Annotated in this window: 11 protein-coding genes; 6 read left to right on the top strand and 5 right to left on the bottom strand. The window is 42.9% G+C overall.

The window, feature by feature from the left end:
* Positions 1 to 9: 9 nt before the first annotated feature.
* Entirely contained in the window at positions 10 to 5943 is a 5934-nt protein-coding gene (locus AC570H_RS04730) for an MBG domain-containing protein (protein ID WP_497352228.1), read from the bottom strand.
* 524 nt (positions 5944 to 6467) lie between these two features.
* Between AC570H_RS04730 and AC570H_RS04725 the strand changes: the two genes are divergently transcribed.
* The 3 genes from AC570H_RS04725 (at position 6468) to AC570H_RS04715 (ending at position 9732) form a co-directional block, all read left to right on the top strand.
* A complete protein-coding gene (locus AC570H_RS04725; protein ID WP_497352226.1) occupies positions 6468 to 6908 on the top strand; it encodes an SRPBCC domain-containing protein in 441 nt (146 codons plus the stop codon).
* Between the two features lie 191 nt (positions 6909 to 7099).
* Positions 7100 to 8356 (top strand): paraquat-inducible protein A, encoded by a 1257-nt coding sequence (locus tag AC570H_RS04720; protein WP_497352224.1) that lies wholly within the window; start codon positions 7100 to 7102, stop codon positions 8354 to 8356.
* A gap of 59 nt (positions 8357 to 8415) precedes the next feature.
* On the top strand, positions 8416 to 9732 hold the full coding sequence (locus tag AC570H_RS04715; protein ID WP_497352222.1) for a paraquat-inducible protein A: 1317 nt from the start codon (positions 8416 to 8418) through the stop codon (positions 9730 to 9732).
* A gap of 7 nt (positions 9733 to 9739) precedes the next feature.
* Here AC570H_RS04715 and AC570H_RS04710 read toward each other — a convergent pair whose 3' ends face one another.
* The gene (locus AC570H_RS04710; RefSeq protein WP_497352220.1) at positions 9740 to 10261 is read right to left on the bottom strand and encodes a Riean_0653 family protein; all 522 of its coding nucleotides are present in this window, start codon (positions 10259 to 10261) and stop codon (positions 9740 to 9742) included.
* Positions 10262 to 10632: 371 nt separating this feature from the next.
* Between AC570H_RS04710 and AC570H_RS04705 the strand changes: the two genes are divergently transcribed.
* A complete protein-coding gene (locus AC570H_RS04705; RefSeq protein ID WP_497352218.1) occupies positions 10633 to 11079 on the top strand; it encodes a DoxX family protein in 447 nt (148 codons plus the stop codon).
* 32 nt (positions 11080 to 11111) lie between these two features.
* Here AC570H_RS04705 and AC570H_RS04700 read toward each other — a convergent pair whose 3' ends face one another.
* Positions 11112 to 11696, bottom strand: coding sequence for a hypothetical protein (locus AC570H_RS04700; protein WP_497352216.1), 585 nt, complete (start codon positions 11694 to 11696; stop codon positions 11112 to 11114).
* A 100-nt stretch (positions 11697 to 11796) separates the two neighbouring features.
* Positions 11797 to 12549 carry an SDR family NAD(P)-dependent oxidoreductase gene (locus tag AC570H_RS04695; protein ID WP_497352214.1) on the bottom strand — a complete coding sequence of 251 codons (753 nt, stop codon included), beginning with the start codon at positions 12547 to 12549 and terminating at the stop codon, positions 11797 to 11799.
* A 118-nt stretch (positions 12550 to 12667) separates the two neighbouring features.
* Between AC570H_RS04695 and AC570H_RS04690 the strand changes: the two genes are divergently transcribed.
* Positions 12668 to 13033: a winged helix-turn-helix transcriptional regulator gene (locus AC570H_RS04690; RefSeq protein ID WP_497352212.1), complete on the top strand. Its 366-nt coding sequence runs from the start codon at positions 12668 to 12670 to the stop codon at positions 13031 to 13033.
* Between the two features lie 34 nt (positions 13034 to 13067).
* Here AC570H_RS04690 and AC570H_RS04685 read toward each other — a convergent pair whose 3' ends face one another.
* On the bottom strand, positions 13068 to 13397 hold the full coding sequence (locus tag AC570H_RS04685; protein ID WP_497352210.1) for a hypothetical protein: 330 nt from the start codon (positions 13395 to 13397) through the stop codon (positions 13068 to 13070).
* A 200-nt stretch (positions 13398 to 13597) separates the two neighbouring features.
* Between AC570H_RS04685 and AC570H_RS04680 the strand changes: the two genes are divergently transcribed.
* The gene (locus AC570H_RS04680) at positions 13598 to 14113 is read left to right on the top strand and encodes a YciE/YciF ferroxidase family protein (protein WP_497352208.1); all 516 of its coding nucleotides are present in this window, start codon (positions 13598 to 13600) and stop codon (positions 14111 to 14113) included.
* Positions 14114 to 14137 lie beyond the last annotated feature (24 nt).

Genomic DNA, 14137 nt, shown 5'->3' with positions numbered 1-14137 from the left:
TTTTCATTGTTATTTGCTTTGGCGTATAACGGTGATGAATCCTTTTTTCTTCAGTTTTCCTGATCCAAAATCGATGATGTAGAAATAGGTGCCTTCGTCCAGCGGCGCTCCGTTCAGCGTGGCATCCCAGCTGTTGTCGTAGCCTTTTTTGCTGTACAGTACACGGCCTGCTCTATCGAAGATCTTCACTTCGCTGTTCGGATACTGGTCGATGTTCTCTACGATCCATTTGTCGTTCACCCCGTCGCCGTTTGGCGTGAGGATGTTGGTGGCTTCGATGGCTTGGAAATCGTCTCTAACTTCCAATACAAAAGACTGTGTACTCGTTCTGCCATATTGATTGGCGCCAGTTACGGTATAAGTGGTGGTTACCGACGGTCTTACGGTCAATACCGCTCCATTCTGTCCGGAAATAATTCCGTTGGCAGTACTCCATTGATAAGTAACAGCACCGGTTGCAGTTAACTTAGCGGTTTGGCCTTTGCTGATACTTGACCCCATATCACTTGCAATTACAATGACAGGTGCAGGATTATTGATAATCCTTAGCGACTGAACAACTGGAACAGCAGCTGTGTAGTTCGCATTGCCTGCTTGGCTAGCTGTAATGTTCACTGTACCCGCTTTTAAGATTTCTACCTGGTTGCCATTGATAATTCTGGCAATCGTAGCATCGCTACTGGCATAGGCTACTATAAGACCAGATGAAGAGGTTGCTCCCAGTGTAAATGGCGCATCTGTTGAAAGTTTATCTGCAAGTGTGGCAAAAGTAATCACCTGCGAATTACTGGTAATGGTGAGTACACCGTTTACATAGGCAAAATCATAATTGCTAGCCACCGCAGCACTTGGCGTAATTGGATAAGTTCCCACCGGCGAGGTAATAATTGCATTAGTGGTGACAGTTGGCAATGTGGTTAGTGCATTGGTATTTTCCGTACCTACAAAACCACTATAGCTTACTGTTAATGCCGGGTTTGCCATATTATAAAGCCTGGTTTTATTGTCAGCTGTGATGGTTAACAGTTTTTTATTGATGGTCAAATCTGCACCTATATAATTGATGCTATAGTTGTTGCCTGCCGAAAGCGAGCCAAGGGTAATGGCATAGGTACCTGCCCCATCGCCAGTATTTCGGTTCAAGCTGCCGCTAATGGCATCAGTTCCAACAAGCGAACCTGCCGGCAAAGTGTAGGTTAAGGCTGGATCTGCATCGCCATAAGTTTTGCTTTTAGCATCAGCTGTAAGCGTAATTGTTTTGGAACTGATAGTTGCTGTTGTTCCAGCTACCGAGGTCAAGCTATAATTGCCTGATCTAGCACCAGCTAAAACCATTCCTGTTGCCGCAACTGGTTTTCCAGTACCAACATTCGCATCAGCAAATGATGCGGCACCACCTGTTAAGCTTACGTCGGCCAAATCGGCTGTGAGCACTCCAACAAGTGATCTTGCACTAATGCTGGCCGTTGTATTTCCATCGTAAGTTTTATTTGATGCAACAAAAGCACCTGTTATTGCTTTAGGCGCTACGGTCAATCCCTGAGAAACAGCAACGGCGGCCGAGTAATTGGTATTGCCTAACTGGTTGGCGGTAATAGTGGTTGTACCGGCACCTACGATAGTCAATGTATTCCCACTAATTGTGGCTACAGCCGTATTCGAACTGCTGTAGGTTACCGCATTGCCAGAAGCACCACCTGTTGCAGTTAATGCTACAGCGGCATCGCCATAAGTTTTGTCAGTTAAAGGATTAAAAGTAATGACTTGGCTATTTGACACTACGGTTAGTGTTCTTGCCACAGCGCTTGCTGCACTATAATTAACATTTCCAGCTTGGTTTGCAGTAATGGTAGTTGTGCCTGCACCTACAATGGTCACGATGTTACCATTCACCGTTGCAACAGCGGTATTCGAACTGCTATAGGTTATTGCATTGCCACTCGCACCACCAGTAGCTGTAAGCGCAAAAGGTGCATCTCCAAAGGTTTGATCTGCCAAGGTTGCAAACGTAATAACTTGTGAGGCCTTACCAACTGTTAAGGTTTGGGCTACACCTAAGGCTGCATTATAGTTTCCATTTCCAGCTTGACTAGCCGTAATTGTTGTAGTGCCAGCGCCCACAATAGTTACGGTGTTGCCACTTATTGTAGCTACCGCTGTATTTGAGCTGGCGTAGGTGATTGCGTTTCCGCTTGCACCACCAGTTGCCGTAAGTGTGAAAGGCACATTACCAAAGGTTTGATCTGCCAAGGCTGTAAATGTGATCACTTGTGCGGCTTTGTCAACTGTTAACGTTTGCGTGGCATCTGTGGCTGCATTGTAGTCTGCATTGCCAGCTTGACTAGCGGTGATGGTTGTAGTACCAGCGCCAACGATAGTCACTGTGTTGCCGCTCACTGTTGCCACTGCCGTATTCGAACTGGTATAGGTGATTGCGTTTCCGCTTGCGCCACCAGTAGCTGTAAGTGCAAAAGGAGCATCGCCAAAGGTTTTATTAGCCAAGCTAGCAAATGTGATGGCTTGCGTTGCCTTACCGATAATCAAACTTCCGGTAGCATTAACGGCAGTATAATTCGCATTTGTTAAGCTAGCTACAACTGCGTAGGTTCCCGCAGCAACAGGCAAGGTTGCACTACCATCGTAGGTAAGGGCTACACCACTTAATCCTGCAGGTACGGTTGTTGCGCTTGCCGCTTTGGTGGTACCATCAAAAGTCTGCGTCAAATTACTTAGGGTGAGCGTTGCAAGGGCTTTATTAACTGTTAGGGCTTGTATCACATCTGTCGCCGCATTGTAGCTTAGACCGCCAGCTTGGCTGGCTGTAATATTGGTTGTACCTGCGCCAACAATGGTTACCGTATTTCCTAAAACCGTTGCCACTGCTGTATTCGAACTGGTATAAGTTACGGCATTGCCCGAGGCACCACCTGTAGCTACTAAGGTAAAAGGTGCATCGCCATAGATTTTGGCAGTTAATGGAGCAAAGCTAATGGTTTGATTTTCTTTACTGATCACCAAACTACCTGTAGCAGCTGTAGCAGTATAGTTTGCATTAGATAAACTCGCTACAACGGCATAGGTTCCTACTGCTGTAGGAGCTGTGCCCACACCATCATAAGTAATGCTAACACCACTTAATCCCGCAGGAACAGTGGTAGCTGTCGCTGTTTTTGGAGTAGCATCATAAGTTTGAGCTAAATTACTCAATGTAATCGTGGCTGTTGCCTTGTCCACTGTTAAGGTTTGGGGAACATCGGCTGCTGCGTTATAGTTGACATTGCCCAATTGGCTTGCCGTGATCGTAGTTGTACCGGCACCAACAATGGTTACCGTGTTTCCGGTTACCGTAGCTACCGATAAATCTGAACTGTTATAGGTAATCGCGTTTCCGGAAGCCCCACCTGTAGCCGAAAGTGCGAAAGCTGCATCACCAAAGGTTTTGGCTGGAAGCGCTGTAAAAGTAATAGCTTGGGATGCCTTGCCCACCGTTAAGGTTTGGGGAACATCAGCCGCCGCATTATAGTTGGCATTGCCTGCTTGGCTTGCCGTGATCGTAGTTGTACCGACACCAACAATGGTTACCGTATTACCGCTTACCGTAGCTACCGATAAATCTGAACTGCTATAGGTAATCGCGTTTCCGGAAGCGCCACCTGTAGCCGAAAGTGCAAAAGGCACATCGCCAAAGGTTTTGGCTGGAAGCGCTGTAAAAGTAATAGCTTGGGATGCCTTAGCTACCACAATATTTCCTTTGACATAGCCAATGCTATAATTAGCTGGATTAAAGGTACCGCCAATTGCGTTGCTTGGACTTACCTGCTGGGTATAAGTTCCGGCGTTATCGGTTGCTCCAGCTCCAGTACCATAAGCAATGCTTACGCTTCCGATCGTTTCTCCACTAAAAAGGCCGGTTGACGTGAAAGCTGTTGAGCCCGTACCTCCTAGCAAAATCTGACCATAGGTTTTATTGGCATTATTAGCTGTAATAGTTAATGGTGCCGGCGATACAATAGCCAATGGGATGCTGATGGTTTCGGTTGTGGCACCACTGGTCAACTGAACATTGCCTGTAATATAAGTCGCCGGTACAGTACCCGCTTTTACACGAGCATATACTGTACCCGATACATTGCCCGAACCAGTTAGGATAACCGACGGACCATAGCTAACATTATCTTTACTTACTTCAAATCCGGTGCTGGCTGTAGCTGTAATGCCACCACCACTTATATTCGTTCCCGAAACACTAATGTTGCCAGAGTTTGAAGGCAAACCATAAGTAGTTACCAGAGGCGAAAAGGCTCCGGTTACACCAATTGTTGGTATTGGCGCATAAACCAATACAAATGGCGTTATTGTCGCATTGTTATTTCCAGCTAAGTCTTGAAGAACATTGGCTGATATACTTATGCCAAAGTTACCCGTAGTAGCTGGATCCATTTTAAGTGTATAGGTGTCTCCGCTACCAGAAAACGAATAAATGGTGCCATTGCTCGGCGACATATCTATCAAGGTAAACCCGGTTACAGGTTCAGAGAATTTCACCGTAAGATTAACTGTCGTAAGCTGAGTAGCTGAACCAGAAACACCTGCATCCGATGTGATGGTTACTGTTGGTGCCGTCTTGTCGAAAGTTACAGTAGAACTGTTCGTGGTGGCCGTAGCTGCGATACCCGCATTTCCTGCCACATCGCTAAAAGCAATGTTAAAAGGGATAGTGCCTTCAGCATCGCCACTCACCATGGTATAGGCTGCAACCCAGTTATTGCCACTTGTATTGGTGACCGTTACCGAATGCCCTGCAATGCTTACCAGAGGCGTTGCAATTGTTTCTGACGAGGTAAAAGCAAGCGTAACTAGGCTACCTGTCCTTGCCTTAGTAATATTGGTGTGGTTAGAAGCAATAGCTATCGAACTTAATGTAGGCAATACGCCATCAACTATTACACCCGTTGTTGACGCCACATTGTTAAGTGTGAGCACTGCATCAGTTGTACCAGTTTTTACGGTACCTCCGTTTAAGCTCAATGCACCAACCGCTAGGCCATTGACATCTAAATCGCCGTTGGCGACTGGATAGCTGAAGGTCAAAGCAGAACTGCCAGAACCTCCTGTATAAGTAGCTGCTTTTGGAGTCGCACCTACAGTTAATCCCAATTGTGGCGTTCCGGTAACGTTTACATTGGCCGAGAAATTAACTGTAAAATTCAGTACTTCGCCAATTTTGTAGGTTTTATTTAAAGGCACTGCAACGCTGTTTACGGTCGTTGCGGCAGAAACACCACTCCATCTGAAAGCATCGATTGCTATATATTCAAATTGACCACCAGTACTAATGGTAAGTTTATCTATGTTTTTAGAGGCATTGTTTGCACCTCCATAGCTAGAAAAATCAATGAATGTATATCCATTTGCAACAGTTGGGTTGATATTAAAACCTGTACTCGAAGTTGCCGTAAACTGTGTAACGCCATTAAGGCTTCCGGTAAAGGTTACCGATCCGCCTGCGCCAAGAATCGCGTCCGATTTACTCGCATAAATCCACAAGCTCTTCATCTGGAAAGGCGCCGCACCTTGGGTAGCTATACTGAAATTAACGTTTACCCCAGCCTTTACATTCGGTTGTGTAAAGGTACCTCCAGAATTATCGATAAATCTGTCATCTATACCCGTTCCGTTCCAACCAAGTCCTAAATGGCTAGGATTAGGAGGAACAGGGGGAGTAGGATCGTAATAAATATCAAAAACTGCCCAAGGCATACTGGGAATGCTCGTAGTAATATTGAAAACCTGCCCATTACTGGTAAAGCTAGTACTTCCAGCTGCAGTAGTCTCAAACGTTTCAGTCGTCTGTGCCAGCAAACGTTGTGTGCTCACAAAAAACAGCGCAACCAGTAAAAAAAAGAAGCTTTGAAAGAATCTTTTAAGGTAAAAATTTCGCATAAATATGGGGTTAGTTAATAGGAATGAGAATAGATTCAAGAATATTCAGCTCAATTAAAAGCCAAGCACACAACAGGCGCTGCCAAAGCGCAAAACGCTATATAGTTGGGCTACTTGCGACTAGATAATTTGAATAGGAAGAATTGATAATTTCAAGATTACATGTTGAAACATATAATCGCATGCTGGCGTAGGGCCTTATGAGATTGAGAGCGTTCATTAATTTAAGGATGATTTGCGGTCAAATATATATAGCACCCCAATCATTTCCAAACGATTAACACTACACTTATGTTTAAACATTTAATTATCCGCTTCATTTTGCAAATAGAGAAACGCACACAACTTATAGCTCTCATTTAAAAGGTAACAAAGCAGTTAGGTTAGAAAAACTAAATAGAAGTTAGAAGGATTTGTCCAAAAACACTTGAAACAATTGCCGTTACAATGGGTTATTTAAACTCAGCGCTCTTTAGCCAGGCTTAGCTATGACAAGCCACTAATAAACAGCAAGATAAACAGTCATGAAAACAGAAAATTTAATCGCAAAAGCAACCGTACTGATCAAAGCTGGCACAGCTCAAGTTTGGAAGTCGTTAGTCGATCCCGTAGCAATCAAAAAGTACATGTTCGGCTCTATTGTAAAATCAGATTGGAAAAAAGGAAGCCAGATTGTTTGGCAGGGCGAATGGAAAGGCAAAAAATATGAAGACAAGGGAGAGATTTTGGCAATCGAGCCCAATAGCAAATTGCAATACAGCCACTTCAGCCCCCTTTCTGGCTTAACCGACAGCCCCGAAAACTACCATACGGTAACTATTGAACTCGACGGAGATCAGCATGAAACCAAAGTAACCCTGACCCAAGATCAAAACCGCACAGAAAAAGGTCGCCTCGAGTCTCAGAAAAACTGGGAGAATATGCTCCAGTCACTCAAAAAGGTGGTAGAAGAAAACGCCTCTTAAAACTCTCTAGTCTTTTTTTCTTCTGTTAAGTCTCTTATTTTTATTAAAGCCTCTTTTAAAACTCCAAACAATTTAGAAGTAAACTGCGTTATATAAAAATCTATCCTAAATCAGCGCACGTGGCTACAACAGAAAAACAAACTCCGATCAAGGGATCTCTTATATCCAAAATCACATTGATCCTTGGTTTAGTGCTTTTACTTGCCTGCGAAGGCTATTTCGGCTATCGCCTGCACGAACTATCAGAAAAGCAAGAGCACCTGAAAAAAGACTACGCCGACATGAATAACATCAATCTCGGCCTTTTCTCCATCGACCAATGGCACGACAAGGTAGAAGATATTGTTGATCATCAGGTCAAAAACCTAGACATTACCCCAAAACAGAAAAAAGAACTCCAAAAAGAAATAGAAGGAGTAATTTTAGCACTGATCAACAAGGCCGAGGCACTGGTAACCAAACCAGAGAAAAAATCGATAAGAGGCAAGCTGGCCAAATTTGCCGTGAAGAACTTTGTTGATATCGATACCATTAAAAAACAGGTTCCGGGAATTGCCAGAACCATTATCAAAAAGCTCGACGATCCGAAGAAAAAAAAGCAACTCGGCGTAATGGCCATCAAGGAGCTGGACAAATTTGAGCAGACCAAAGCTATTGACAGCATCTTGACCGCAAATGCCAAAGCGATCAACCTAGCCTACAAAAAATACAACGTCACCTCTAACGATGAATTGAATAACAAGATCAAAAAAGAGCTTAAAATCATAGAGACAGCTACTTATACTTATTGTGTGGCCATGCTCATCTGTATTGCCATTGTACTTACCTTATGGTGGATCTTTAGGAGACGAAAAACACTTCACGCAACGCTTTTTGTGATGTCGTTGCTCTTCGCCTTTATGTTATTGGGTGTTGGCCTCACCGCTTCGATGATCGAAGTTGATGCACGGATCAGTTCACTTGATTTTGTGTTGCTCGGTCAGCATGTAACCTTCAATGACCAAGTGCTGTTCTTTCAAAGCAAGAGTATTTTAGACGTGGTAATCGTGCTCATCAGCGGGTCTGCCATTGATTCGATCCTGGTAGGCATCCTGATCCTCATCTTCAGTATCCTCTTTCCTATAATGAAGCTCAGCTCTACAGGTATCCATCTTTTGGGTAAAAAGAAACTGGCCGAAAACAAAGTTATCAAGTACTTCGCCTTCCAATCAGGTAAGTGGAGCATGGCCGATGTGATCGTAATTGCTATACTAATGGCCTACATCGGGCTTAATGGCTTGCTAGAAAACCAGCTTGGCAAACTTAATGTTCCTGCCAACTCGCTCACGCTGATCTCTACCCATAATACTGCCTTGCAGCCTGGCTACATCATATTCATTGCCTTTGTGCTCTTTGGCCTGGCGCTCTCCACGATCTTGAAGTTCATTACCCCAAATGATGCTTCTTAAGCCAAAGAAAAAACAGCATACCAAAACAAACCGAAGAAGAAACTTAATCAGCATATACCTTGACAACACAACAGCATAGCGAAAAAACAAAAAAAAGCACCGTCGCCAATATCCTGCTCATTTTAGGGCTTGGTATTTTCTTGGTTATCGAATGCTATTGTGGCTACCAGCTCCACACGCTTTCTCGTGAGCAAGAGCAAATCAAAGAAGATTATAGCACGGTCAACAGCATTACTTTCGGCGTATTTTCTGTCGATTTATGGAGCGAGAAGCTATCGGATATCGTTACCCAAAAGATCAAGGGCTTCAAGATTACTGAAGAGCAGAAAAAAGAAATGCGCGTCCAGATCGAAAAGGAACTGCACGGCATGGTCAATCAGGTTACAAAAGAATTTAACAAACCTCAAAAAAGCCTGGGTGGCAAGCTCAAAAAATTCGCTTTTAAGCAATTTGTCGATCCGAAGGAACTGCACGCGCAAGTACCCTCGTTTGCCAAAACCATTATCGATAGGATCACCAGTCCAAGAGCTACCAAAAAACTCAAAAAAATTGCTACTACTAAATTCGAAGAACTTGCCGGCCAAACCTACGACAGCACCAAGGTTGCCATTAACTCGGTAACCAAACAATTATTTGCCAAATACCATGTTAAAGATGCCGAAACCTTTAATAACCAGATCCAAACCAATCTAGAAAGAAGTCGTAAGGTTACCTATGACTATGCCTATGCGATGTTGGGCTGCGTGGCTGCCGCTGCACTTTTATGGATGGTTTTAAGGAAAAAGGTACACCTGCACACTACTTTGTTTGTAATGTCGCTGCTCATTGCCCTTGCCTTGCTTATTACAGGTGTAACTGTTTCCATTATCGAAGTAGATGCAAGGCTCAGCTCGCTGGAGTTTCTGATGATGGGCGAAAAAGTCGTCTTTGAAAACCAGGTTCTTTTCTTTCAAAGCAAGAGCATCTTGGGCATAGCCGAAGTCCTCATTGCCCAGCCAAAACCTGATTCAATAACCGTGGGGATCATCATCATTCTTTTCGTGATCATTCTACCCTTATTGCGCATGACGGCAAGGGGAATCCATATGCTGTGCAAACCACCGATCGCAGAGAACAAGGTTACCCGCTACCTCGCTTTTGAATCGGGTAAATGGGACATGGCAGATGTAATGGTAGTCGGAATATTGATGACCTATATCGGTTTGAATGGGATCCTGAAAAGCCAGCTCAGCGGATTGAATATGAATGATGAATTCCTTACCACCACAACGGTTAATTACACTTCGCTACAACCAGGCTATATCATCTTTGTTGGTTATGTTGCTTTTGCCTTTTTGCTTTCTTACATCCTCAAAAAAGTGACCTGTAGCTATTGACAATTAATTAATAACCGCTATCTAAAATATCGAAACGGCCCTTTGTACAGGTAACCATATCAGATGTACGCTCTAAATTTTGGGCTACGAATTCAAAGGTTCCCGACAAAATATTACTGTCAGCTCGCGTAATGGTTATTCGACCTTGCCCAGTGAGCTCAGTTGTATAATTTTTAGTAATCGGGTTAGCGGTACTGAAGGTTATAAAGGCTTTGTTGGCTTTATTGTTGGAATGATCCTGATCAAGCATATAGGTGCCAACGCCTTTAAATATGTCGTTAACAGTGATCTGTATATGTGATTTGGTATCCGCATTAAATGCACCAATAACAAAGGATTTGCCATTCCTATTTAAACTAGCCGACAGCGCCTTTCCAGAAAAAAGAGATGCCTTTGGTGTAAATAGTTGCTTGTCTACAAGACAAGAAAATGTATTGGCTCCTATTTGTGTTTCTGGCTTATCATCTTTTTTGCAAGAAGCCATTACAATGATGACAAAAAGCATTAGATAGCAATTTTTCACTTTCATATCGATTTAAGTTTATTTATCGACAAGTTTATTCAATTTCAGAAACAAGAAATAACCTTATTCACGAACAGCTAGCTACTTTTTAATCCCATAAGTTAAAAATCGGTTATAATTCACACATTACAACTTTTTAGATTATCCATATTCAAAATCTACCCTCAAAGGCAAAAAGAAATCTGGATGAAAACTTTAAAGGATATTTTTAATGCTTTGACAGGATATTCGCAATAAGCCTATTCAATAGCATCTTTTAGTGGACCTGAAACCTCATTTTACATAAATGAATCGCTTACCTGGGCCATCTACTTTGATCAAACTGGATCAATAAAGAGGTCCAGCAAGCAGTTACTTTTGTGGCAAAGAAAGAAATTATGGAAAATAGATTCAACATTCCCCAACTCCTTTTAAGGTATGCGCTAGGCATTACTTTTTTAACTCCCGTAGCTGATAGGCTTGGCCTACTCGGACCAGCAGGCACCGGAAACATCGAATGGGGCAACTGGAGCAACTTTATTGATTACACTTCTACATTAATGCCAATCTTCGAAAGACCAATGGTCAACATTATGGGTGGCGTGGCTACAGTGGGCGAACTTTTGATAGGCCTATCGCTGATCATTGGTTTCAAGACACGCTATGCGGCTATCGGAGCTTCGCTTATTACGTTCACTTTTATCGTATTCATGACCTTATCTGTAGGAATTCAGAAACCTATCAATTACGGTGTATTTACGGCTGCTGCAGCTGGCTTGCTGCTCTCCTATATGCCGAACTACAAATGGAGCATAGATAATCTCTTTAAAAACAAGGAAAGCTAAATCCTTTTCTCCATAAATACAGGGCATGCAAGCTACATTTTAAAACTATAGCCAAGCATAGCCCTGTATACTTTTTGCTCATGGTCATATGCAGGCATCAGCCATATTGTCGACTGGAGCTCTGGAATTGTGTACCTGAAGTTAGGACCAAGTCCATGATAACGCCAATCCATCACTCCGATGTTGACCTTGCTCGAAAATTCGCGGAATGCATTGATTTTATATAGGTAATTCTCTTTGCCACTACCCCATTCACCAAGCAAAAGAAAAGATGTCTTACCATTTTTCCATGAGGCGCTAGCCGAATACCTTGGCGAACTTTGTCCATGTTCGATACCGGCATAGGCTGCAAAACTCAATGAATGAATAGGCGAATACGACAAACCAATCAAAGCCTGGCTCCACTTTTGGCGAATAAGTCCAAAGAAAACAACCGCCAATTTATCATTGAGCTTTTTGTTTCCCGCATAATTAATAATGGGTTCAACAGACCCATCTTTATTAAACTTACCATAGAGTTCGAGCTGAGCCTGTGCAAACATTGGAAAAGCCAATAGGAGGAATACAATAAGCACTTTTGTTCGGATGCTCCATTTCTTAACGGATAATAGGTTCATAAATATTGATTTATGAACCAAAATTAGTCAGTCTACTTCCCAAAGAACTGATCCAGATTGGAGAAAGCCACTGATCCAGTACTTAAAAAGCCTTTTTCAATCAAAACGGATACCTGCGCATCCCGCCGTCAACCACAGCAACGGTACCTGTAACATAGGCTGCACGTGGAGACACCAGAAAAGCAGCCATATTGGCCATATCTTCCGGCTGTCCAAAATCGCCCAAAGGTATTTCGCGTTCAGCATATTTTCTGCGTTCGTCGCCGGGAAAATACGACCGGATATTGTTGGTATCAATCAGACCAGGTTGCAAGCAATTTACGGTAATGCCATACTGTCCTACCTGCCCTGCAAGCTGTTTAGACCAAGCAATAACAGCTGATTTTGCCACCGCAGATACATTAATCGAGCGCAACTCATAGGTACTCGCGAGATTAAGTATGGTTCCCTTCCGTCGCTTGATAAAATGTGGCAAAAGTTCTTGCGCCAATTGCCGAGGCCTGTTAAAATCTAAATCCATGGTTTCAAGCCAAGGCTCTTCTGCTCCTGTAATTTCTACTGGTTGGCTCTGACCAGCATTGTTAATCAAAATATCCACAGGCCCCAAGGCAGACAAGGCTGCAGCTGCGATGGTTTTCGGGCTCTCGGTTGCAGTAAAATCCTGAACGAAGGTAATGGGTGCTACGGCCCCCGCAGCAATGAGTTCCTCTTTTAAACTGTTAAGCCTGTCTTGGTTTCTTGCAACCGCAAAAACCGTCACGCCTTCTATCGAAAGTTGTTTGGCTATTGCCCTGCCAATTCCTTGGCTTGCACCGGTTACTATTGCTGTTTTACCTTTCAAATACAAATCCATAGTGTTGTTATTTTGTAATTAAGAAAATGATTAAGTAATTATTTTGCTAAAGTACTGGGGAGCCCTTAATTTTATGGACTATACAGGTAATTGTACGGTACGAACAAATATGTAAGTGATGGCAAGCAGAAAGGATAACTCTACCTACTCTCTCAACGAAAAATTCATCACAGAATGTGATCTTACCTATGCGGTGAAAAAGATTGATGGGAGATGGAAAATACTAATATTGGATAAACTGGGCATCCAAAAAATGAGATTCGGAGAACTTAAGCAGGTATTTCCCCATATTTCTGAACGTATGCTGACCTTGCAACTTCGCGCATTGGAGAAAGATGGACTGGTAAAGCGTACCGTTTATGCCGAAGTTCCTGTTAGAGTTGAATATGAACTGACCGAAATTGCATTTGCATTCATCCCCATTTTCAAACAGTTGAGCGAATGGGGAGGCAAGCACCGGAATGCACCTCAGAAAGTGCAATAATAAAGAAGATAATGGATATTAAACGATTATTTAGCTACGCGCTGTAACTAATGTAATCAGCTAGGCCTGTCAAAGATCCGAATCTGGAATGGCTTGACATTCTATATCCCAATTCTTCGTTGGCATCTTGTACTATGATTTCAATTTCGTAACCTATTCTATCTATTACAAAATCCGTCAGATCAAGATTGACGCCAGAAGTTGCTATCGGGGCTACCGACATTTCCCAACCAAATACTCCCAAACACATCGTCCCTAGTTCAAGGTTGTTATAATAAACGATGTATTGACCATTTTCTTTATTCATTATCGACAATGGCAAACGTATCGCGCCATAACGGATGTTAACATCAAACTTCTCCATATTATCAAGATTTCAAAAAGAACAATTGTTCAGGTCGAAAAGTTTGGCTTTACTCCAATGATGTTTTAAGAAATCCCATTAAAGCAAGAGCTTATTTGAGTACCCCTATTTTGTTTCCTTTTTTTAGCTAAGGAGTCCTCTCCAAACAAAACATAAACAACCTTAACCTGTTAGTCAATAATCACTTAAACTATTTAAAAATGGCAACAACAAAACAAAATCAACAAATGCCTAATGAGCATCTGCACGAACTTTTCATCGACGAGATGAGAGACATACTGGGCGCAGAAAAACAATTGTTAAAAGGGCTTAAAAAAATGGCCGATACTGCCGTAAGCACCGAACTTCAAGCTGCCTTCAAAACGCATCACAGCCAAACCGAAGGACAGATTGAACGGCTTAAACAAGCTTTTCAATCGTTAGGCCTTGCTGCCCGTGGCAAAAAATGCAAAGCGATGGAAGGTTTATTGGAAGAAGCTGACGAAATCATCGAAAATTTTGAAGGTAACCCAGCCTTGGATGCGGCACTGATTACCGCCGCGCAAAAGGTAGAGCATTATGAAATAGCCACTTATGGATGTCTGGTAACCTTTGCCAAGCTAATGCAACATAGCGAAGCGGAAAAATTATTGCAAGCCACATTAGACGAAGAAAAAGAAACTGATGTATTGCTCACCGAAATAGCCATGGCAGGCATTAATGAGACTGCCGCCTAAACAATAGAATCCGGCCAAAGTGCC

The organism is Pedobacter sp. B4419 (assembly GCF_059693725.1).
Note: the sequence above shows the minus strand (reverse complement) of the source record. Positions and strands in the feature narration are given on the sequence as shown.